Consider the following 21900-nt stretch of genomic DNA (forward strand, 5'->3'; position numbering starts at 1 on the left):
ATGAAAAAGCCCCGCCCGAGTACGCCCGGACGGGGCTGGATTGAATGCGCCGAAGGGCGCTATGCGCTCGCTGCGCGAGCCTTCTTAAGCGGTCGACGCACGTAGCCGTCAAGGGCCATCACAAGGGCTGCAATGCCGTCGATACGGGCCGACGACTTATCACGGTCCGGCTTGACTGGACGCATGTTGTCGTTGCCGTCTCGGTAGACCTCGACCACACTTGCATGCCAGCGCAGGACCGGGTTCCCGCCGTGATGGATCTGCCCTTCGCGTAGTAGCCGCTCCAGCTCCTTAGAGCCCGGGCTCATTCCTAGGTAGGTCTGTGCGATCGGCACTACGTCGACACCGCGGGTTTTCTGCTCGACCCGCTGCACCAGATGGCCGGCAAACATCCGGTCGTAGCTCACGCGCTGTACGTCAAGCCGTCTGCAATCCTCGATGATCTGCCGCTCGATAGCGCCATAGTCAATCGCGTCGCCCTCGGTCAACGTCAGCAGCCCGCTATTTACCCACTCGCCAAGAGGGACCATGAGTTGCTGTTCTAGCTCGGCTAGGCGTTCCTCTGGCAGCCAAAAGCGCGGAATGATCTCCAGTTCTACGCCGGGCTTCCGGGACTCCACCACCAGCACCCATGCCGACAAGTCCGAGACCGCCGACAGATCAGCCCCGCCCCACGCCCTACGGTAGCGAAAGGATTTCTCATCCACTGCCCCGTCGTTCTGGTCCCACAGCGTTAGCGGAAGCCACCGTGTGGAATTTCGCATTCGCATGTTGAGCGACAGCCGGCAGAACGTCGGAAAATATGATGGGGTTGACTTTGCCTTAGCTGCCTCGCGGCGCATGTATGCCAGGCTCGGCGATACCCCGAGGCCCGGGTTAGCCTTCCGCCAAGTAGCCTCGGAGAAAGGATCGTCACCCGGTTCCGCGGCCCAGATGACGCCGTAGTGACCGGGGTCTTTTACAACCCCGTCGGCGACCCGGCGAGTGTATGTGTGTTTCTCATCATAAATGCTGCCTTCGGTTCCCTCGTCAGCCGTGGTAATAAATACCACCAATGGCTGATCCCGGGCACCGGTACCGGTCTCGATAGCGTCGACCAGATCGCGCCGCTTATGCACGTGGACTTCGTCCACCAGCGCACCGGAGACATTCAGACCGTGGGCCGTCTCGGCGATTTTGGAAAGGGCCCGGAAGACACCGCCGGTTCGGGGAACGCGGATTACGCCGCGCAGAACTTCGACGCGCCCTCGGATTGCCTTACTCGTAAGGGCCATCCGCTTAGCGTCGTCAAAGACCCTTTCCGCCTGCGGGAGCGAGCCGGCTGCCGCGTAGACCTCGGCGCCGATCTCACGATCCGCCAGCAGCAGCACCAGGCCGATACCGGAACTAAGCGTGCTCTTGCCCGCCTTACGCGGTACTTCGATCCACACCGTTCGGGTAGCTCGGACCGCCCGGCCTATCTCCGGGTCGTACCACAGCCACCCGAAGACGGGCGCGATGATCCACACGATTTGCCACGGGGCGAGTTTGAGTTTCGTTCCGCCCCATCGGCCCTTAGTGTGCTTCATACTCTCGATAGCACGGATAGCGCGGCGGGCAGCCTCTACGGAGTAGTACGCGCCTGGTTGCTGGTGCTGCTGGTTGGCGACGACAAGCGGGCGAGATTTCAGAGCCTCGGCTATGTCGTCCTCGGAAAGCCCGAGTTCGCGCAGCGCTTCGAGCGGAACCGGCAGGGCGTCAGTCGAAGATATCTCCGTCATCATCGCCCCCGTGCTCCGGCGGGGTAATCCTGGTGGCCGAGGCGGGCGAAAGCCCAAGCTCTCCCACCAGCGCCCGCAGGTGTGATCGGTACTGGCCGAGGATGGTCACCCACGGCGATTTCACATTGCCTCGCTCGGTCTCGACCACCAGGCCCGTACGGCTCAACTCCCGCTCGCCCTCGGCGATTCGGGCCGCCGTAATGCAGTACTCCACGGCCACTTCGCGCTGTGAGTCGACCAGGCCGGCGGACACCACCAGGGCCGGGACGACCCGAGCCCAGACAGCCGCAGCGTGGGCACGTACGGGCTCGGCCTGGTCGCCGGGCAGTAGCTCGGCCCAGTCAGGTTCGATCGGGTCGACGGGGGCGAAGCGGGCGCCCTCGGTGTGGCGGTCGGGGCGGTAGGTTCCCTCTCGAACGGCGGCAATGTGCGGCTTCGGCTTCCGCCCTGGCATGGACACGCTAGGCTACCCTCACAAGAATGGTTGTATTAGCCATCGGAGTTTTTTCCCTCCCTGCCGCGCCTTATGGCACCGGGAGGGAGTCACCCCCCTGGGGTGTCACCGCAGGTCAGGGCCTCGGACAGGCTTAACGCGCTCACTCGCCCAACCTCCGGGCTGATGAACGGCCGTCTCGCGGCTGTGACACTGCGTACACAGCGGACGAAGAAGCGACCACGCGTCCGGATCGGGTACGCCTCGGGCGACCAGCGACCGACGCGACTCCGGGAAGTGGTCGGCGACCACGGCGACGCGAGCACACAGCACGCACCACGGATGGGCGTAGAGGTAAGCCCGACGAATGCGGGGCCAGCGAGGGCCGTACGCGCTTCCGCCCGGCGTGCCTCGCTGTGCGTCCGCCTCGGCCTGGTGCTTGGGGCAGCGCCCCCCACGGGCAGTCAACTCGGGGCACCCAGGGATCGAGCACGGGGGACGGGGTCGCTTGGGCACAGGGGCACCTCCTCAACAGACCCGGGAAGAGGCGGAACGTTCGTGGATCCCGGCACTTCCACCGCGCGCGATACCACATCCCGCTAAGAGTGTTCTGCTCATGCAGCACAAAACGCAGGACCAACCTCGGGCACGCTGGCGCACCCACCACCACGGCAGAAGGGTCGATCATGTACACCGCAGCCACGTTCGCCGCTGTCCTGGGCACACTGCTGGTGAGCCATCAGTGGGCCGATCACTGCGCGCAGACGGACCGCCAGGCGGCACACAAGGGCCGCCCCGAGGCAGACAGCACCACGACGAATGCGGCGTCCTGGCGGGCCCTGTGCGGTCACCTGGTGAGCTACCACGCCGTAATGGTCGTGATGCTCGCCGCCGCGGTGGTCGCGCTCGACCTGCGGGTGGGCCTCGCCGGCTGCGTGGCTGGAGTCGGATTCTCCGCACTCACACACGGATTCCTTGACCGACGCTGGCCGATCCGCAAGTGGATGGTCCGCACCGGCTCCACCTCGTTCGCTGACCAGCCCTTCGGCCGGTACACGGTCGACCAGGGGTGGCACGTGCTGTGCCTCTGGTGCTCCGCGTTGTTGGTTGCCCTGGTCTAGTCAGATTCCGCATGACTGGCGACTACCGAGAGGGCTTCCGCCCACACCGCGTAGCGCCGAGCCTCGACCGGCCGCAGGTAGTCACGGGTCGGATGCATCGCTTCGACACTAGTCGTGTCGGCGGTGCTGAACTCCAGCACGGTGCCGGATCGGGCCGCAGCAGTGTCGACCGCAGCCAGCACAGCCCTCAGCCGCTCCGAGTCGGCAGGGCCGTGAACGTGAACCTCCTCAGGCCCCAGCATGTAGCGCTGGAACGGCACCGCAGGAACCGGTGCGGCCGGAACCAGCTCCGCGTACGCCTCGTCAGTCAAGTACCGCAGAGTGTCCAGGTTCGGCAGTCCGCCGCACGGCTCGGCCAACGCAGCCTCCCAGAAGACGCGCAGCCGCTCCGAGGCGGCCGTTTCGTCATGCAGCATCGCGCACCGCCTCGGCCTCGGTTTTCAGCGTGTGGCACCCACGGCACAGCACGTGCACATTGCGGTCAACGTCTTCGCCGCCCTGCGAGAGCGGACGCACGTGATCGACATCCACATCCGCAGCGGGGAAGTCCTCGCCGCACCAGGCGCACCAGCCCGTACCCCGGACGTCGATCCGGGCCCGCAGCCTCGCCGCGGCATCAAACCGGGCCGCCCGCCGGCGAGCGCGGCTCCGACGGGACCGAACCGCCGGACGCGCCTCAAACGCGCCGTGGTGCGTTGCGCAGCGGCCTCGATGGGTCGCCACGTCCGAACAGTCAGTACAGCGCACAACGGCCCCCATGGGTAGGTAACTTGAACTCATGACAGACAACGAGAGGCCCGAGATCCGCCCCGGTGTCGACCCGCTCGACGACCTGGTGATCACCGTCCGGGGCGACGGCACCGGCACGGCCCCGAATTACGAACTGCCGCCGACTGTCAGCCTGAACACCGCATCGGCGATCCTCGGGCTGCCCGCGGATGTTGGACGCCGCCGAGCCGCCGACGGCACGTATCCGGTCGACGTGATCACCCTCGGGGCCACGCGCCGAGTCGGCACCGCTCCTCTGATCCGCGCCGCCGGGCTGGATAAGGTACGCGAGGCACTGCGGCCTGGCGAATAGCCCCGCAGACAAGGGGACCGCACCCCGGTTCGGCTCGCCCTGGCGAACGGGTTACTACGGGCGGTGCGGTCCCCGCGCTCTGCCTCACGACTCCGGCGGCCACCCCCGAGAGGATGCGTGGTGCACGAGCAGAGCAGCAAGAGAGGCACGGGAACTCGGTCCGCCGGTTCCCGTCGGTGGGGTGCGCGGTAGTCCCGGCCTCACTTAGTAGGGGAGGCCAGAGATGACCTGCGCCGTCGGCGCCTGCTTCTCGAACTTCCCTCACTCTGTAGGGGAGGCCAGAGATGACCCGCGGGTGGTGAGGTGACGTTGGTGAGGCAGATTTCGGTTCTTCTCTATAAGCCCGCTGTGTAGAGAAAACCTGATTTCAGCGTCTCCAGCGTCACCCGTCACCACCTCGGGCGCTGACAGGGCCGCTACGCCGCCCGGACGGGCTTCGACACCCCCTCGGGCGCATGGTCGGACAGGGCGACAGCCTCGGCCTGGTAGGCCCCGGTGACCGCCGCAGCCGACTTGCCGAGGCGGACAGTTGTCCGGCCTACTGTTGGCGCCTCGGCCTGGTGCCCGGCCTCGGGGCGCGCGGGATCGCCGTCGACCGCTCCGGTGACCTCGGCCGCGGGGTCATGGGCTACCTCGGCTGTGATGATCACTCGCCCTGCCCGCCCCCGTCCCCACACGGGGTACAGCGTGACCTTGACGCCATGTTCATCCAACATCTCCCGACGGGCGGGCCCGTCCGACGCTGCCCACTCCTGTGCGACCGTCTTCCCGCTCGGCACGATGTGCCACCCGGCGGACCGCTCGGGCTTCTTACGGAGCGCGGCAATGTCCTCGGTGATCTGCCGGTAGCGAGTCTGGAACCACTCTGCGTCATCGGGGTCCTCATAGAGGTTGGCATCCCGGTCAGCCTGTAGGCGGACCTTGGCAGCCTTTAGCTCGGCAATCTGGTTCGCGTACCCGGTGCCGGGGTCGAAGACCTTGATCATGATCTGAGCGGAGCCGTACCGCTCCAGGAACCAACGTTCAACCCGAGACTCAAGGTCCGGGACCCCGATCGCCGGAGCCGGCTTGCAGTGCTGTGCCGTTGGGATGCCGGCCGCCCGCGCCTCGCACCGGAACGCCGGGTGTCGACCCTTCGCCGTGTTCACACACCCGTTTCGTTTGATTGGCTCGTTGCAGTTTCCGCAGGTGATCCGTCCCGAGCACGTGAGGGCACCGCTCGGTGCCCTCGGGACGCGCTTGGACGCGTCGACCACCCGCGTGGGGGCCAGCTTCGCCTTGAGCGCTTCGTGTGTGGCCCGGTTCCACAGCTCGGGCCCGATCCGGATCGGGCGTCCGTCTTCGCCGATCAAGGGCCGTCCCTTGTACATGCGGAAGCCGAGCGCGTTTTCAGAGATGAGGATCTTTTTTAGGCTGTCACCCTTCCACGGCTTGCCCTGCGGTTCACGGCCGTACAGCACCGCGCGCCAGTCATCCGGGCTCAACACGCCTGCCCTGGTCAGCCGTGCGGCTTCGGTGTACCCGGTGACCTTGCCCGTTGTGTCCGCGAGAATCCGCCGGGCGACTTCCTGAATGCTGGTCTGCGCGCCGGGTTCGAACTCGCGGCCGGTGATCTTTCCGGTCTTGTCCCGGACGTTCCGGTACCCGTAAGAGGGCTTGCTGTTCACCTGTCCGGCTTCGACGGCACGGGCCGTTTCGTCCTGCACTCGCTTCTTGGTCTGCCGGTGTTCCATCTGTGCAGCGAAGAGCTTGAACGTGAAGTCCATCTCTTGCGCAATGTCCGTGAGGTCCCACACCCCAGCGTGGTCGGCCGTGATCAGTATCCGGCCCTCGGCCGTGTTCAGCTTTGCGAGGCGCAAGCCCTCGTACACGTCTCGGCCGACACGATCCACTGCGGCGGCGGCGAGGCCGTCGAACGGGCCCCGTTCTCCACGCAGCCACGGGCCGAGGGAGGGCCGGGTGAACGGGTCGGTCGCCCCGCTCACCTCCCAGTCATCAGCCCACGCGATGATGTGCCCGCCTACCGCTACGACGGACTTGAGAATCTGCCCCATTTGCTTCTCGGGGCTGTTGGTGTGCCGCTTCACTCGGGACAGCCGACGGACGCCCACTAGGCACATCCCGCACCCGTCGTAGGGCGTGGTCGGCGCGGTCTCCGTTCCGCTGATCTTCTTTGGGGCCATGGGGCTCACTCCTCACCGGTTGTCTACCTTGGTGGGGAGGCCACACATGCCCAGTGCTACGCGAAGCGCGACCAGCCGTGGCTGAGATCGCCGTTGCACTGGGCCAGGCGCTCCGGGTCGGCTCCGCCGGCCGGCTTGGTGAGACTGAACTGCCACGGGTACTGGCGGGCCAGCAGGCCGTTGGGCTGGTTGAAGACGGAGTAGCCCCCGGCGATCTGGATGGCGGAGCGGTCGGCGAAGCCGCGCACGCCGCGCAGCATGCCGAAGTAGTGGTCGAAGCTGCGGTTCTCCTGCATCAGGATCACGATGTGCCGCGCGTCGGCGAGGGTGCCGGTCCGCGACGGCGCCGCCGACGGCGCGGTGGCCGACGCGGGGACCGCGGCGGGGGCCTGCGCGGCGGCCGGCGTCCCGGCGCCGGCGCTCCCGGCACCGGTCACGGCCAGACCCGCGGCGGCGGCGCCGGACAGGCTCACGAACTTCCTACGACTCAACTCGGCCATCAGCCCGGTCCGTCCCTTCACTGGCGATGTTGTGCACACAAGTCGGGGCCCACTCGATCGCGCAGCATCCTCCACCCGCCCCGAACCACCCCACCAGGTGCGGGCGCCAGGATTGGCGGACTGTTCTCCCTTCCGTCACCGAACGACCGGAAGCTGAACGCGGGTCGGGACCGGAACCTCCCGACCTCCTCATGTGAACGCGTTCAAAGCCTCTGTCACGGCGGAGTCGCCCGCTCAGGCCCGCACCGTGATCCCCAGGGCCTGGGCGAACTGCGGGGCCAGCTCGAAGAGTTGGGTGGGGCTGATCAGGGCGCCGCGCAGGCCCTGGTGTCCGTCGGGCAGGCCGAGGGCGGCGGCTCCGCGCAGGTCGACCTTGCCGAGGGTGGCGCCGCGCAGCCGGACCTCCTCCAGGGTGGAGCCGGGGAAGGTGACGTCGGTGAGCCGCGCGTCGCCGAAGTCGACGTCGCGCAGCAGGCAGTCCTCGAAGACGACGTCGCGCAGCACGGCGGCGCGCAGGTTGACCGCCTCCAGCTTGCAGCCGCGGAACACCACCCGGCGCAGCGCCGAGCCGTGGGCGGTGATGCCGGCCAGGACACCGCCGGTGACGGCGCTGTCCTGCCACTCACTGTCGGCGAGGTCGCAGGCCACCCATCGGCCGGCCTGCACCCAGACCTCGTTGAACCGGGCCTGGCGGAGCTTGACGCCGCTCAGCGAGACGCCGGTGAGGGCGCACTCCAGGAAGGTCGCGCCGGCCGCCGACCGGTCGGTGTGCTCGCCGCCGTCGAAGTGGACGGTGTCGTAGCGCGCGTCGCTGCGCAGCGGCCCGGTGTGCGGGGTCAGGTGGTCCGCGTAGGGCAGGTCTTCGAGGCGGTCGGGGACGTGCTGGGGCATGGCGGGGCACCTCGCGGTCGGCGGCGGACGGGTCCTGGTCCGCATGCTCGCACGGGGCACCGACAACCGGCCCGAGGCGCCGGGGCGGGGTCGCGGCGCGAGCGGGCGCGGCGGTGACACGGTGGGGCGCGCACCGCCGGCCCTGCTCGGGTGCGCCGCGAGGGGCGGGAACGCATGCGGGGCGGCCCGGTCGCCGGGGTTCCGGCGACCGGGCCGTCCACTGCGGTGCGGGAGGATCAGCCGGCCAGGCCGTTCCGCCAGAGGGTGTTGACCCGGCTGCGCTCGGTGGTGTTCGGGTACGCGTTGGTGCAGGAGGTGCCGGGGCCGCCGCCGGACATCAGCTCGCTGCACGGGCCCGAGTAGTGGTCCGGCAGGCCGAGCACGTGGCCGGTCTCGTGGGCCGTGACGCGCACCGAGTTGTACTGCCGGTTCTGCGCGTAGTCGAGGAAGATGTAGCCGCGGCCGTGGCCGTCGGTGCTGGCGTAGGAGCCGCGGGAGTCGTTGCCCTCGTAGTAGCGGAAGTCGGCGGCCGTACCGGACCGCAGCTGCACGTTGGTGACCGAGCCGTTCCAGATCTGCGCGCTCTGGGCTATCTGGTTGCGGAACGTGGGCGCGCTGCTGGCGTCGTAGGTCACGGTGACGGCCAGCAGGAAGGGGTTGGCGGCCTGCTTGGCCCGCGCGGACTTCATCACGGCCTCGAAGAACGCCTGGTTGTTGGCGTCCTCGGCGGCCGAGCCGGCGTAGGTGGAGGCGGACGGCGTGTAGCCCTGGGCCGGCGCGGCGGAGGCGGTGGTCGGCAGGGCGGCCAGGCCGGCGGCGAGCGCCAGGCCGACGGCGGCGGAGAAGGTGCGCGAGACACGGTTCATGTGGGGGGGCTCCCGTCACGGGTCGAGGGGTGGGAGTTGGGGGTTGGAACCGGGTGGGGATGCGGCGGCGGGGCGGTACGGCGGTGAGGCCGTGCCGCGGTGGTGCGGGGTGCGGGCGCCGCGGTGGTGCGGGTGGACGTGCGCACGGCCGGCCGGAGGGGTCGTCCGGCCGGGGCGCGCCGGGGGCCGCCGGAGAGGCGGACCGTCAGGGGGCCGGATCAGCCGGCCAGGCCGTACCGCCACAGGGAGTTGACGCGGCTGCGCTCGGTGCCGTTCGGGTACGCGTTGGTGCACGACGGGCCCGGGCCGCCGCCGGACATCAGCTCGCTGCACGGACCGGTGTAGTGGTCGGGCAGGCCCAGCACGTGCCCGGTCTCGTGCGCGGTCACGCGCACCGAGGAGTACTCCTGGTTCTGGGTGTAGTCGAGGAAGATGTAGCCGCGGCCGTGGCCGTCGGTGCTGGCGTAGGAGCCGTTGGCCGGGTCGTCGCCCTCGTAGTAGGCGAAGTCGGCGTCGGAGCCCTCCTGGAGCCGGACGTTGGCGACCGAACCGTTCCAGATCTGCGCGCTGCGGGCTATCTCCGAGGCGAACGACGGCGCGTTGCTCGCGTCGTAGGTCACGGTCACGGCCAGCAGGTACGGGGTGGCGGCCTGCTTGGCCCGCGCGGACCTCATCACGGCCTCGAAGAACGCCCGGTCGTCGGCCTTGCCCGCGCCCTTCGCGGCGGTGCCCGGGGTGTAGTGGCGGGCGGCGCCGGCGTCGGGGGCGGCCACCGGGGCGGCGGTGGCGGCGGCCGGCAGCGCGGCCGTTCCCGCGGCCAGCGCCAGTCCGAGCGCGGCGGAGAGCATGCGCGGCAGACGGTTCATGTGGGGGCTCCGATTCGCGAGTGCGCCGCGGACGGTGGGGGCCGGGCCGCGGGCATCGGATGAATGCTTGTGCTGCCCCCAGAGCTTCGGCCAGGCCGGCGGCCCGGCGGATGATGTCAACCGGCGATAGCCCGGACCAATCACCGCGCCGCCCCGGCGCTTCCCGCACCCGCGCCGCCCCGGAGCCGTCCATCGGCCCGACAGCCTGTCATGTCCCTGGCGTCATCCCGTTTCGGCCGTTACGCTCCCCGATGTGGAGCTCGACGTGAGACACCTGCGGGTGCTGTGCGCGATCGCCGACACCGGAAGCCTCCGCAAGGCAGCGCTGCAGCTCGGCATGACCCAGCCGTCGCTCACCACCCAGCTGCACCGCATCGAACGGGCCGTCGGCGGAACGCTGTTCACCCGGGAGCAGACCGGCAGCCGGCCGACCGCGCTCGGCCACTCCGTGCTGTCCCGGGCCAGGCCGGTGATCGCCGAGATGGCGGCGCTGGTGGCCGCCGCCCGTCAGGAGGCCCGGGAGACGGCCGGTGGCGAGCGTGCCCGGCGGCTGCGGATCGGCAGCGTCGGCAGCCGCGCGGTGGCCGCCTGGCTGCGCCGGCTGCACGAGCGGCTGCCGGAGACCGACACCACCATCCAGATCGACATCTCGGCCAACGCCCTGCTGCGGATGATCGCCGCCGACCAGCTGGACGTCGCGTTCGTGCACGAGAGCGAGGGCTTCCCGCTGCGGCTGCCCCCGGACGCCGAGCACCGGGTGCTGCTCGCCCGCGAGCCGCAGTTCGTCGCGCTCGCGGCCGGCCATCCGGCGGCCGCCCGGCCGTCCGTCCGGCTGGCCGAACTCGCCGAGGACACCTGGATGGTGGACCCGACCGCCGACCACGAGTACGCCGCGATGCGCCGGGTGTTCCGGGCCGCCGGGCTCAACCCCCGGGTGGTCCAGGTGCGGGACAACGCCACCGCCGCCGAACTGGTCGCCTCCGGGGAGGCGGTCCGCCCCTGCCAGCCGACCTCCGTGCCCGGGCCGGGCACCGTGGCGCGCCGGCTGCACGGCGACCCGCTGGCCGTGCGGCTGCTGCTGGTCTGGCGTCCGCGCGCGCTCGGCCCGCCGGCCCGCGAGGCGCTGTACGAGGAGCTGCGGGCGGCCTACCTGGACCTCGCCCAGGCCAGCCCGGCGTACCGGGCCTGGCTCGCCGGGCACGACGAGGTGCTGCGCGGCCTGCTGGGGCCGGCCCCGCCGGACCCGCCGCGCGCGCACGGGCAGCCGGCGCGGGGCGGGCCGAACGGGACGGCACCGGCGCACGGAACGGCACCGGCGCACGGGACAGCCCCGGTCAACGGGACAGCGCCGGTGAACGGCACGGGCCCGCCGTACGGGGCCGACGGCCGGGACGAGGAGCACCCCCGCGACGGGCAGCCGCGGGAGGGCGCACCGCAGCACCGTCCGGCGGCCCTCGCTCAGCGCTCCCTGGCGTGCAGCGCCACCCCGGCCGCCACCGTGACCGCCGTCACCAGGCCCGCCGCGAGGACACCGGCGCCGCCCGCCGCCGTACAGGCGAGCACCGCCACCGAGGCCGCCGGCAGCAGCGACAGCTGAAACGGGCCGGTCTTGGCGTACCGGGCGTGCAGCCCCCAGACGGTGAGCAGGTAGAGCGCGGTCGGCACGGTCACCGTCGCGGTGGCGGCCGTCTCGGAGACGTGCGCCTTGTGCACGGCCGATTCGACCGCCACCTCCAGTCCGGCGCCGATCGCCGCCGCCGCGCCGAAGACCAGGTAGTGGCCGTACCCCCAGAGGAAGCCCTGGCGGTTGGACCGCAGGTGCTCGTGGACCGGCCGGGCGAAGTAGATCCACCAGGCCGAGAAACAGATCAGCAGACCGCCGGCCGCGACCGGCAGCAGCCGGCCGAGGCCCTCGTGCTCGTCCACCGCGGACTGCACCGCCACGGTCGCCGCCGCCACCGTCTCGCCGAGCACGATCAGCGTGAACAGGCCGTACCGCTCGGCGATGTGGTGCGGGTGCCAGGGGGTCGACAGCCGCAGCTCGGCGATCGCGGGCACGGCCAGCTCGGCCAGGATCCCGAACGGGATCACCACCGTCCGGACGTCGTGCGGCAGCAGCAGCACCACGCCCCAGCCGATCTGGCAGAGCGTGATCCCGACGGCGTAGCGCACCGCCACCCCGCGGGCCGCCCCCTCCTCGGCCGCCGCCGCGCGCAGCCACTGGGTGACCATGGCGAGGCGCATCACCACGTAGCCGAGCACCACCAGCACGATGTCCCGGTCGGCGAAGAGCCGCGGCACCCCGGCCGCGAGGACCAGCACACCGGCGATCTGGACCAGCGTGGTCACCCGGTACGGGACGTCGTCGCAGTCGTAGGCGGAGGCGAACCAGGTGAAGTTCATCCACGCCCACCAGATGGCGAAGAAGGCGAAGAGGTAGCCGGTGAGGCCATCGCCCCAGTGGCCGTCCGCGAGGTCGTGGGCGAGTTCCCGTCCGGCCTGGCCGACGGCGACCACGAAGCAGAGGTCGAAGAAGAGCTCCAGCGGGGTGGCCACCCGGTGCGGCTCGTTCCTGCTGCGCGGGACCATCCGGCGCACCGGGCGCGGATCGGCGGGGCGCGGACCGGGCCGGCGCCGGCCCGGCACGGGGGCGGAATCGCTGCTCATCGACGGGTCTCCGGGCTCCGGACGGGCGGGCTGTACCCGCCGCATCCTGGCAGCGGGCCGGGCGCCGCGCACGCACCGGCGCCCGGCCCGGCGCGCCCGACAGCCCGTTCGTCAGCGCCAGTTGACGCCCAGGTGCGCGAACCGGGTGACAGCACGGCGGGTTTCCGGGCGCGCCCGTGCCGTACGGCCCCGGGGCCCGGACCGCCCGCTAGATTCGTCCCCGGTACGGAGCGGACGGGGCCCGGGGACGGTCCCCGCGGCACGGGTGGCCTGCGGGCATCGCGGAAGGTCAAGGCGGGTGGCGGGACAGCGGGGGCGGCGGTGCCGGTCCCCCCGTGTCCGCGCCACCGGCCTCGTGATCACCGCGCTGCTCGCCAGCGCCCGCCGTACGGTCGCCCCTCCGGCGGGGGTCGCCCTCGCGGCTACTTCTCCCAGCCGACCTTGGCGTAGTCCGTGCTCGCCAGGCCGAACGCGCCGTAGTTGGCGAGCCCCTTGCGGGCCGCGACCACGGTCGGCCGCTGGTACAGCTCGAAGGTGTGGCCGAGCTCCCAGATCTTCGCGTCCGCCTGGTTGTAGAGCTTCGCGGCCTCCACCGGGTCGATCGTGCCGGCCGCCTTCTTCAGCAGGCCGTCGATCTCCTCGCTGCCCAGCTTGGAGTAGTTGCCGAAGACGTTGTCGCCCTGCGGCAGCCGGAAGTTGGTCAGGCTGCTGGAGAGCGGGAACGAGTCGGTGTTGCGCCAGCTGGCGATGTCCCACTTGCCGGGGTTGACGTACTTGGTGAAGAAGTCATTGGCCGCGACCTTGTCGATCTCCACCTTGACGCCGGCCGCCAGCCACATCGCCTGGGCGGCGGTGGCGAGGTCCACCTGGGCCTGCGGGGTGGACTCGTTGAGCACCCAGTGCAGGGTCAGCGGCTGACCGTCCTTGGTGCGGGGACGGCCGCTGTCGGCCTCCTTCCAGCCGGCCTCGTCCAGCAGCTTCCGGGCCGCGGCCAGGTCGAACTTCGCCCACTCGCCGGAGTTGTCCCGGTAGCCGTTCTGGTTGGGCATGAAGATGTGATTGCCGAGCGGCTTGAACTCCACCGGCACCCCGTTGTTGGCGATCTTGACGAGCGCGCCCCGGTCCAGGGCCTTGCCGAGCGCCCGGCGGACCTTCACGTCGGCCAGCGGACCGCCGCCGCCGAAGGAGATGTGCACCTCGTCCCACGGGCTGGCGGAACGGATCACCGCGTCCTTGGCGTCCTTGAGCTGCCCGTACGCGGTGGCGGTGCCGGCCGCGGCGAAGTCGATCTCGTTGTTGAGGAAGGCCTGGGTGGTCGCCGACTGCGCCATCACCCGGAAGGTGATCTTCTCCGCCTTCGGCTTGGCGCCCCACCAGTTCGGGTCCGGGACGAGTGTGAGGGTCTGGGCGGTCTTGTCGGCGGTGCCGACCTTCAGCGGGCCGGCGGTGATCGGGATCCGCTCCACCCAGCCCTTGTTGAAGTCCTCGGCGGTGGCGATCCCGGCCGCCGGGATCAGCGGGCGGAACAGGTTCTGCCAGTCGGCGTACGGCTCGGAGAAGGTCACCTTGACCTCGGACGGGTCGGCGCCCTGCTCGACGGCGGAGATCAGCTCGTAGCCCGCCGAGTCGGCGATGTTGTAGCCCTCCTTCTTCCCGTTGGTCGCCTCCCAGTCGGCCTTGAAGTCGAGGTAGCCCAACGGCTTGCCGTCCGACCACTTGGCCTTGGGGTTCAGCTTGTAGGTGATCACCTGCGGCGAGCTGGAGGTGACCTTGGCGTCCACCAGGTAGTCCGCGACCGGCTTGAAGGTGCCGGTCTCGTCGGTGGTGAAGAGGCTCGGCTCCAGCGTGCGCATGATCTCGACCGCGTCGCCGTAGCGGCCGTCCACCTGGAACGGGTTCCACTGGGTGATCCACTGGTAGAGCGGGAAGCGGACCTCGCCGCCGTCGCGGACCTGGTCCAGGGGCTTGGCGTTGATGTCGATGGACCCCTGCCCGGGCGCCTCGCTCCTGACCGCCTGGTCCGCCGAACCGCCGCCGCCCGAACTGCACGCGGTGGCCGCCAGGGCGACGGCGAGGGCGAGGGCGGCGGCGCGGCCGAGTCGGCGCGCGGGTGTGGCGGAAGCGTCCATGAGGGTCCCCCGTGATGTCCGGCGGTCGGTGAGAGGCGAGCGCCGCGAGGTGTGGCGGCGCTTGATCGTGGGCAGCCAAGTCGGCGCCGGGGACAGAACGTAACAGCCGATCAGAGCGAGTACCAAGGGGTCGAGTTGACACCTGGTCCAAACGAAACCGGGCGCAACACGGCCGCAACACCGCGGCCGCGCACCGGTGCCACACTCTGAGCTGAGTTTTCCTGACCACGGTCAAGAACCGCGACCGCGTGACCGCGCGACCCGGCTCCCCGGGCCCCGCCCCCGCCCGACCCCGTCCTCTCCTCGGGACCCTCACCCTCGACCCGAAGGCCGCCTCCGATGCCCACCAGACGCGTCGGCCCCGCCCCCACCCCGGGCGGCCGCTGATGCTCCGCTACCTGACCAAGCGGCTCGCCTACTACGCCGTCCTGCTGGTCGCCGCCGTCTTCCTGGCGTACGCGCTGGCCGGCGCCGCCCTGCAGCCGCGCGCCTACTTCGAGGCCAAGGTGCCCCGCCCGGCCGCCGCCTCCGTCGAGCGCCAGCTCACCGACCTCAACCTGAACGACAACACCCCGGTCGTCCAGCGGTTCGGCCGCTGGGCCGGCGGCCTGCTGCTGCACGGCGACCTCGGCCGCACCATCCACGACACCCCCGTGATGGACGACTTCCGCCGCCGGATCTGGGTCTCGCTGCGGCTGCTGCTGGTCGGCAGCCTGCTCGGCATGGTGCTCGGCGTCGCCGCCGGGGCGTGGAGCGCGGTGCGCCAGTACCGGCTCTCCGACCGGCTGCTGACCGTCCTGTCCTTCGTCCTGCTCTCCACCCCGGTCTTCCTGGTCGCGCTCTTCCTCAAGAACGGCGCCATCGCCGCCAAGAACGCCGTCGGCCACGAGGTCGTCCCCTTCACCGGGTACGAGACGCCCGGCCTCACCGGCGGCCTCGGCGCGCACCTCGCCGACTGGGCGCTGCACCTGCTGCTGCCCACCCTCTCGCTGGCGCTCGGCGGCCTCGCCACCTACAGCCGCTACCAGCGCGGCACCATGCTCGACGTGCTCGGCTCCGACTACCTGCGCACCGCCGAGGCGAAGGGCCTCACCCGGGGCCGGGCACTGGTCAGGCACGGGCTGCGGACGGCGGTCATCCCGATGTCGACGATGTTCGCCTACAGCTTCCTCGGCATCTTCACCGGTGCCGCCTTCACCGAGACCATCTTCGGCTGGCACGGCATGGGCGAGTGGTTCATCCAGTCCGTCAACGAGCAGGACGTCAACGCGGTCGTCGCGGTCAACCTGTTCGCGGCGGTCGTGGTGCTCGCCTCCGGCTTCCTCGCCGACACCCTGCACGCCGCGCTCGATCCGCGCGTGCGGTCCTGACCCGAGGAGGAACCCCGTGACCGCCGCGATCACCGGCCCCGCCGAGCCCGTCTCCCCCGGCCCGGCCGCACCCGGCCCGACCGGGCGGGGCCGGATCGTCCTCGCCCGCCTGCTCGCCGCCCGCCAGGCGGTGTTCGGCGCCGCCGTCGTCCTGCTGCTGTTCCTGCTGGCCTTCGCCGGCCCGCACCTGATCCCCTGGGACTACGCCACCCCCGACTACGGCGCGCTGCGCCAACCGCCCTCCACCACCCACTGGTTCGGCACCAACGGGATCGGCCAGGACGTCTTCGCGCAGACCCTCCGCGGCCTGCAGAAGTCGCTGGTCATCGGCCTGCTGGTGGCGCTGTTCTCGACCGTGCTGGCCTCCCTGGTGGGCGCCTGCGCCGGCTACTTCGGCGGCTGGACGGACCGGCTGCTGATGTTCCTGGTCGACCTCATGCTGGTCTTCCCCGGCTTCCTGGTCATCACCATCGTCTCGCCCCGGCTGAAGGGCGCGGGCTGGCTCGCCTTCGTGCTCCTGCTCGCCCTGTTCAACTGGATGATCACCGCCCGGGTGGTCCGCTCGATGACGGTCTCGCTGCGCGAGCGGGAGTTCGTCCGCGCCGCGCGGTTCATGGGCGTCCACCCGCTGCGCGTCATCACCCGGCACGTGCTGCCGAACGTCGCCTCCTTCCTCATCATCGACGCCACCATCGCGGTCGGCGGCGCCGTGATGAGCGAGACCGCGCTCTCCTACTTCGGCTTCGGCGTCAGGGCACCGGACGTCTCGCTCGGCACCCTGCTCGCCGCCGGCACCAGCGAGGCCCCGGTCTTCCCCTGGCTGTTCTACTTCGCCGCCGGGCTGCTGGTGCTCTTCGTGCTGGCCGTCAACCTGATCGGCGACGGGCTGCGCGACGCCCTCGACCCCACGGCCGAGGCCGCCCGCCGGCCCCGCCGCGCCCGCACCCGTTTCCCCGCCCGCACCCGTGACGGCGCCCCCGACCACGCCCCGAGGAAGAGGACCCGCGCGTGACCAGCACCGCCGCGGCCGGCACCGCGACCACCGCCGCCGGCACCCCGCTGCTGGACGTGCGCGACCTGCGGGTCGACTTCACCGGCCCGCGCGGCGCCGCCCCCGTCCCCGCCGTGCGCGGCGTCGACCTCGCCCTGCGCCGGGGCGAGACCCTCGGCATCGTCGGCGAGTCCGGCTCCGGCAAGTCCGTCACCGCGCTGGCCGTCCTCGGCCTGCTGCCCGGCACCGCCCGCGTGCGCGGCTCGGTCCGGCTGGACGGCCGCGAACTGGTCGGCCTGCCCGGGCGCGAACTGGCCGCCGTGCGCGGCCGGCGGATCGCCATGGTCTTCCAGGACCCGCTCTCCGCCTTCACCCCCGTCCACCGGATCGGCGACCAGCTCGTCGAGGCACTGCGCATCCACCGCCCCGGCCTGGACCGGACCGCCGCCCGCCGGCGCGCCGCCGAACTGCTCGACCTGGTCGGCATCCCGGCCCCCGGTCGCGCCCTGGACAGCTTCCCGCACGAGTTCTCCGGCGGCATGCGCCAGCGCGCCATGATCGCCATGGCCGTCGCCAACGACCCCGACGTGCTGCTCGCCGACGAACCCACCACCGCCCTCGACGTCACCATCCAGGCGCAGGTGCTCGACGTGCTGCGCACCGCCCGCCGGGAGACCGGAGCCGCGCTCGTCCTGGTCAGCCACGACCTCGGGGTGATCGCCGGGATGGCCGACCGGGTCGCCGTGATGTACGCGGGGCGGGTCGTCGAGACGGCGAGCGTCGACGAACTGTTCGCCGCGCCGCGCCACCCGTACACGCTCGGCCTGATCGGCGCCGTCCCCCGGCTGGACGGGCGGCGCGGACCGCTGGTCCCGATCCCCGGCACGCCCGCGCCGATGGCCGGGCTGCCGGACGGCTGCCCGTTCGCCGCCCGCTGCCCGCTGGCGGAGGACCGCTGCCGCACGGCGGAACCGCCGCTGGCCGGCGCCGCCGGCCACCTGGCCGCCTGCGTCCGGGCCGGCGAGCTCGCCGAACGGCGGCCGGCGCCCGGCGAGGTGTACCCGGTGCCCGAGCTCCCGGCGCCGGCCGGCCCGCCGGTGCCCCGGGAGCGGCGCCCGCCGGTCCTGGAGGTCCACGGGCTCACCAAGACCTTCCCGCTGCTCAAGGGCACCGTCCTCAAGCGCCGGATCGGCTCGGTCCACGCCGTGGACGGCGTGGAGCTGTCGATCCGGGAGGGCGAGACGCTCGGCCTGGTCGGCGAATCCGGCTCCGGCAAGTCCACCACCCTGTTCGAACTGCTGCGCCTCGCCGCCCCCGAGTCCGGCCGGATCGAGCTGCTCGGCCGGGACACCGCCGGACTCTCCCGCGCCGAGGCCCACCGGATGCGGTCGGACCTGCAGATCGTCTTCCAGGATCCGATGGCCAGCCTCGACCCCCGGATGCCGGTCGGCGACATCGTCGCCGAACCGCTGCGCGCCCAGCGCGCCGCGAAGGACGAGATCGCCCGCCGGGTCCCCGCGCTGCTGCGCCAGGTGGGCCTCGACCCGGCGCACGCGGTGCGCTACCCGCACCAGTTCTCCGGCGGGCAGCGGCAGCGGATCTCGATCGCCCGCGCGCTGGCCGTCCGCCCCCGGCTGCTGGTGCTCGACGAGCCGGTCTCCGCGCTGGACGTCTCGATCCAGGCCGGGGTGCTCAACCTGCTCCAGTCGCTCAAGGCGGAGCTGGGCCTCTCCTATCTCTTCGTCTCGCACGACCTCTCGGTGATCCGGCACCTCGCCGACCGGGTCAGCGTCATGTACCTGGGGCGGACGGTCGAGCAGGGCGAGGTGTCCGCCGTCTTCGACCGCCCCCGGCACCCCTACACCCGCGCCCTGCTCTCCGCCGTCCCGCGGCCGGACCCGGCCGCCGAACGCGCCCGCACCCGCGTCCTGCTGGCCGGCGACCCGCCCTCCCCCACCGTCCGGCACGCCGGCTGCCCGTTCCGGGCCCGCTGTCCGGTCCACCCGGGGCTCGACGCGGCGGCGCGCGGGCGCTGCGCGGACGAGGCGCCACCGCTCACGGCGGCCGGCCCGGCGGGCACGGACCACCAGGCCGCCTGCCACTTCCCCGAGGGGTGAGGGAACCGCCCGGCCGGGCGCCTCCGAACGGCGGACACCTGCCTGGCAGGCCCCCGGCGGCCGTGCGACAACTGCTGCTATGACCTGGTCCAACCTGACGATCCTGTTCGGCTCGATGGCCATCGTCACCGTGCTGCTCCTGCTGCTGCCCCGCTTCGTGTCCGCCGAGGACCGAAAGCCGCACAACGATGTGACGGCGGCCATCTTCGCCATGGTCGGCGTCCTCTACGCCGTCCTGCTCGCCTTCGTGGTGATCGTCGTCTGGGAGGCCGCCGACGCCGCCCGGGCCACCACGTTCCGGGAGGCCGACCAGCTGGCCGGCCTCTACTGGACGTCCCGTCAGTTCGACAGCCCCGCGGGGATCGAGCTGACCAATCTCACCCTCCAGTACGCGCACACCGTCGTCGACGACGAGTGGCACCTGATGGCCGATCACCGCACCGACCCGAACATGACCGAACTGGTGTACCGGATCCGTGACACCACCAATGCCCTGCAGCCCCTCGACTTCCGCCAGCAGGCGCAGTTCCAGAACGCGCTCCAGCACGTCGAGGGCCTGGCCACCGAACGCCGCGGCCGGCTCAACCAGGTCCAGGACGCGGTGCCGCCACTGCTCTGGATCCCGCTGATCGCCGGCGCGGTGCTGACCGTCGGCTTCGCCTTCGCGTTCGGCACCTCCAGCGTCCGGCTGCACCTCACGATGGCGCTGACCATGACCGCGATGATCTGCGTGGTGCTGATCGTGATCAAGGAGATGAACTACCCCTTCGACGGCGTGAACGCCGTCCGGCCCGATGCCTTCCAGGTCTTCCTGAACCGGCTCCCGGCGAGCCGCTGAGATCGACCCGTCCGTCACCCTCGGTAGCCGATCGGTGGCGATTCGGCGGAACGGTCCGACTGCGTGTAATGTCTTCCAGGTCAGCAGGCGCCGCTAGCTCAGTTGGTTAGAGCAGCTGACTCTTAATCAGCGGGTCCGGGGTTCGAGTCCCTGGCGGCGCACCGACGGCCGAAGGCCCCCTCGCAGCAGCGAGGGGGCCTTCGGCGTTCCCCGCGACCGGGGCGGAGCGTCTTCGGCCCTCAGCGGACCGTGTCCAGGACCGCCGAGGCCACCGCGTCCGGGCGGTCGAACATCAGCAGGTGCCCCGCCGGGGCCGTACGGCGGTACTCGGCGCCGAGCAGCGCGGCCAGGTCGCGCTGGGCGGCCAGCCACTGCTCGGTCCGGCGCCCGCGCAGGCCGTCGTCGGCGGCGAGCACGGTGACCGGAAGGCCCGCGGGCAGCGGGGCGGTGCGGCGCAGTCCGGCCAGTTCGGCGGCCGCGTCCAGGTAGCGGGCGTTCTCCCGGAGCAGCGCCCGCAGGGAGCGCCCGGTGCGGTAGCAGTGCCGGACCAGCGGCGCGGGGGCGAGGTCCTCGCGCCGTACCGTGGTGGCCCGCGCGGCCAGCCGGCGCGCGGTGGGACCGAGCAGGTAGGGCACGGCGACGGCGGTGGCCGCCCCGGCGGCGGCGCGCGCCGCGAGATCGCGCAGGCCCGGGGCCGGGAGCGGGCGCGGATCGGCCTCCACGCTGCCGTCCAGCAGGACCAGACCGGCCGTGCGCGCCGGGTACAGCCGGGCGAAGGCCTCGACGTGGAAGGCGGCGAGCGAGTGCCCGGCCACCGTGCACGGACCGGGCAGGCCGAGCGCGTCCAGCACGGCCCGGATCCGGTGCGCCTCGCCGGCGGCGGTCGGCGGCGGCCGGTCGGCCGGCTCGGGCGCGCTCAGACCGTAGCCGGGGCGGTCGAAGCGGACCACGGTGCGGTACGGGGTGAGGAAGGGGACGACGAGGTCCCAGTCGAACCAGCTGCTGCCGAGTCCCCCGGTGAGCAGGCAGGCCGGGCCCCGGCCCTCGGCGCGGACGTGCAGCGGGGTGCCGTCGATCCGCAGGAAGACGGCCCGGCCGGCGCCGGACGGGAGGGCGGGGCGGGCACCGGTCATACCGGGTCCCGCCGCTCGGCCCGCCGGGCCTCGGCGGCGGCGGGCGTGGGGACGGTGGGCGCGGGGACGGTGGCGGACGAAGGGGCGGCGGGGCGGATCTCCCCGGCGGTGGCGCCGGGGCGCAGGGCGGCCGCGAGCAGCGCCAGCCAGAGCGCGACGAGCAGGACCTGGAGGCGCTGACCGGCCCCCAGCGCCCAGGTGCCGCGGCCCGCCTCGAAGGCGGCGATCGCGCCCAGGCTCCACCCGGTGGCGAGCAGTTCGGCGCCCAGCAGCCACGGCCCGTACCGGCGCACCGGCGACCACCAGCCGTGGCGCCGGGCGGCGACGGTGAGCGCGATCAGCCCGCCGAGCGCCCCGAGCATGGCCAGGCTGCTGGTCACGGCGTGGGCGGTGTGGGTGGCGGGGACGAGGCCGGCGGTCTCGCGGGCGGCGCACATCTCGTCACTGGTGGGCGCGCAGCTCAGCGGCAGCCGGGAGTCGGCGGCGGTGGCCGCGCCGAACAGCGCGAGGGCGGCCCATCCGGCCACCGCCCAGCGGCTCCGGCCGCCGTGGCCGAAGCGGGCGCGGGCTCCGGCGCGGACTCCGAGGCGGGCGGAGGCTCCGGCGCCGGCTCCGCGGCGGGCGGAGGCTCCGAGGCGGGCACGGACGCGGGCCGGGCCGTGGAACGTGGTCAGGGCGAGGACGGCGGCCGCCAGCACCGCGAGGCCGGCGACCAGGTCGGTGGCCCGGAAGAGGCCGCCCAGCGGCTGGTCCTCGGCGGCCAGCTCGCTGATGTACGCCTGGACCGGGTCGAGCCCGGTGCTGAGCACGACCTCCAGCACCCACGCGGTGTACGCGACCGCGCTGAGCAGCAACAGGACGGCGACCGCACGGGCGCCACCGGGGTGGGAGCTGGGCACGATTCCACCCTAACCGGCCGTAAACCCCTCCCCAACCAGGAGGAAACGGACAGCT

The 21900-nt window shown here is 72.0% G+C and carries 18 protein-coding genes, 1 tRNA gene and 2 pseudogenes; 8 read left to right on the plus strand and 13 right to left on the minus strand.

Features of this window, described 5'->3' with window-relative positions; translation table 11 throughout:
• Positions 1-59: 59 nt before the first annotated feature.
• Both ABT238_RS29435 and ABT238_RS29440 read right to left on the minus strand, forming a co-directional pair.
• Entirely contained in the window at positions 60-1763 is a 1704-nt protein-coding gene (locus ABT238_RS29435) for a terminase large subunit (RefSeq protein WP_350800087.1), read from the minus strand.
• Positions 1738-2214, minus strand: coding sequence for a P27 family phage terminase small subunit (locus ABT238_RS29440; RefSeq protein ID WP_350800461.1), 477 nt, complete (start codon positions 2212-2214; stop codon positions 1738-1740). The genes ABT238_RS29435 and ABT238_RS29440 overlap by 26 nt, the downstream gene beginning before the upstream one ends.
• A gap of 665 nt (positions 2215-2879) precedes the next feature.
• Between ABT238_RS29440 and ABT238_RS29445 the strand changes: the two genes are divergently transcribed.
• Positions 2880-3314: a DUF3307 domain-containing protein gene (locus ABT238_RS29445; protein ID WP_350800095.1), complete on the plus strand. Its 435-nt coding sequence runs from the start codon at positions 2880-2882 to the stop codon at positions 3312-3314.
• Here the strand turns inward: ABT238_RS29445 and ABT238_RS29450 are convergent.
• Positions 3311-3730 carry a hypothetical protein gene (locus ABT238_RS29450; protein ID WP_350800099.1) on the minus strand — a complete coding sequence of 140 codons (420 nt, stop codon included), beginning with the start codon at positions 3728-3730 and terminating at the stop codon, positions 3311-3313. The genes ABT238_RS29445 and ABT238_RS29450 overlap by 4 nt on opposite strands.
• Positions 3720-4094 carry an HNH endonuclease gene (locus ABT238_RS29455; RefSeq protein ID WP_350800115.1) on the minus strand — a complete coding sequence of 125 codons (375 nt, stop codon included), beginning with the start codon at positions 4092-4094 and terminating at the stop codon, positions 3720-3722. Before ABT238_RS29455 ends, ABT238_RS29450 begins: the two co-directional genes overlap by 11 nt.
• Between ABT238_RS29455 and ABT238_RS29460 the strand changes: the two genes are divergently transcribed.
• Positions 4093-4395 (plus strand): hypothetical protein, encoded by a 303-nt coding sequence (locus tag ABT238_RS29460; RefSeq protein WP_350800118.1) that lies wholly within the window; start codon positions 4093-4095, stop codon positions 4393-4395. The two genes, ABT238_RS29455 and ABT238_RS29460, sit on opposite strands and share 2 nt — an antisense overlap.
• A gap of 416 nt (positions 4396-4811) precedes the next feature.
• Here the strand turns inward: ABT238_RS29460 and ABT238_RS29465 are convergent, their stop codons facing one another.
• The 5 genes and pseudogenes from ABT238_RS29465 to snpA (ABT238_RS29485) form a co-directional block, all read right to left on the minus strand.
• Positions 4812-6578: a recombinase family protein gene (locus ABT238_RS29465; protein WP_350800124.1), complete on the minus strand. Its 1767-nt coding sequence runs from the start codon at positions 6576-6578 to the stop codon at positions 4812-4814.
• 68 nt (positions 6579-6646) lie between these two features.
• Positions 6647-7078, minus strand: a pseudogene (locus ABT238_RS29470) (alkaline phosphatase family protein); the annotation flags it as partial.
• A gap of 234 nt (positions 7079-7312) precedes the next feature.
• Positions 7313-7969, minus strand: coding sequence for a pentapeptide repeat-containing protein (locus tag ABT238_RS29475; protein WP_350570273.1), 657 nt, complete (start codon positions 7967-7969; stop codon positions 7313-7315).
• A gap of 236 nt (positions 7970-8205) precedes the next feature.
• Entirely contained in the window at positions 8206-8835 is a 630-nt protein-coding gene (snpA, locus tag ABT238_RS29480; RefSeq protein WP_350800135.1) for a snapalysin, read from the minus strand.
• Between the two features lie 218 nt (positions 8836-9053).
• Positions 9054-9701, minus strand: coding sequence for a snapalysin (gene snpA, locus ABT238_RS29485; protein ID WP_350571465.1), 648 nt, complete (start codon positions 9699-9701; stop codon positions 9054-9056).
• 280 nt (positions 9702-9981) lie between these two features.
• On the opposite strand from snpA (ABT238_RS29485), the pseudogene ABT238_RS29490 reads away from it, so the two are divergent.
• A pseudogene (locus tag ABT238_RS29490) lies at positions 9982-10788 on the plus strand (LysR family transcriptional regulator); the annotation flags it as partial.
• 371 nt (positions 10789-11159) lie between these two features.
• On the opposite strand, the gene ABT238_RS29495 reads toward ABT238_RS29490, so the two are convergent.
• Complete coding sequence (locus ABT238_RS29495; RefSeq protein WP_350571466.1) at positions 11160-12368, minus strand: low temperature requirement protein A; 1209 nt, start codon at positions 12366-12368, stop codon at positions 11160-11162.
• A gap of 422 nt (positions 12369-12790) precedes the next feature.
• Positions 12791-14497 (minus strand): ABC transporter family substrate-binding protein, encoded by a 1707-nt coding sequence (locus ABT238_RS29500; protein WP_350571468.1) that lies wholly within the window; start codon positions 14495-14497, stop codon positions 12791-12793.
• 386 nt (positions 14498-14883) lie between these two features.
• Between ABT238_RS29500 and ABT238_RS29505 the strand changes: the two genes are divergently transcribed.
• The 5 genes from ABT238_RS29505 (at position 14884) to ABT238_RS29525 (ending at position 19974) form a co-directional block, all read left to right on the plus strand.
• Positions 14884-15867, plus strand: a complete 984-nt coding sequence (locus ABT238_RS29505; RefSeq protein ID WP_350800167.1) for an ABC transporter permease — start codon at positions 14884-14886, stop codon at positions 15865-15867.
• Between the two features lie 16 nt (positions 15868-15883).
• The gene (locus ABT238_RS29510; RefSeq protein ID WP_502884389.1) at positions 15884-16879 is read left to right on the plus strand and encodes an ABC transporter permease; all 996 of its coding nucleotides are present in this window, start codon (positions 15884-15886) and stop codon (positions 16877-16879) included.
• The gene (locus tag ABT238_RS29515; protein WP_350800177.1) at positions 16876-18975 is read left to right on the plus strand and encodes a dipeptide ABC transporter ATP-binding protein; all 2100 of its coding nucleotides are present in this window, start codon (positions 16876-16878) and stop codon (positions 18973-18975) included. Before ABT238_RS29510 ends, ABT238_RS29515 begins: the two co-directional genes overlap by 4 nt.
• Before the next feature lie 79 nt (positions 18976-19054).
• On the plus strand, positions 19055-19813 hold the full coding sequence (locus ABT238_RS29520) for a bestrophin-like domain (RefSeq protein ID WP_350571471.1): 759 nt from the start codon (positions 19055-19057) through the stop codon (positions 19811-19813).
• An 87-nt stretch (positions 19814-19900) separates the two neighbouring features.
• Positions 19901-19974, plus strand: a tRNA-Lys gene (locus ABT238_RS29525).
• 78 nt (positions 19975-20052) lie between these two features.
• Here the strand turns inward: ABT238_RS29525 and ABT238_RS29530 are convergent.
• The gene (locus ABT238_RS29530; RefSeq protein WP_350800193.1) at positions 20053-20946 is read right to left on the minus strand and encodes an alpha/beta fold hydrolase; all 894 of its coding nucleotides are present in this window, start codon (positions 20944-20946) and stop codon (positions 20053-20055) included.
• A complete protein-coding gene (locus ABT238_RS29535) occupies positions 20943-21845 on the minus strand; it encodes a DUF998 domain-containing protein (RefSeq protein WP_350800199.1) in 903 nt (300 codons plus the stop codon). The genes ABT238_RS29530 and ABT238_RS29535 overlap by 4 nt, the downstream gene beginning before the upstream one ends.
• Positions 21846-21900: the final 55 nt, after the last annotated feature.

Origin of the sequence: Kitasatospora sp. NPDC001527 (genome assembly GCF_040298605.1) — a bacterium.
In the GTDB taxonomy this organism is placed as follows: domain Bacteria; phylum Actinomycetota; class Actinomycetes; order Streptomycetales; family Streptomycetaceae; genus Kitasatospora.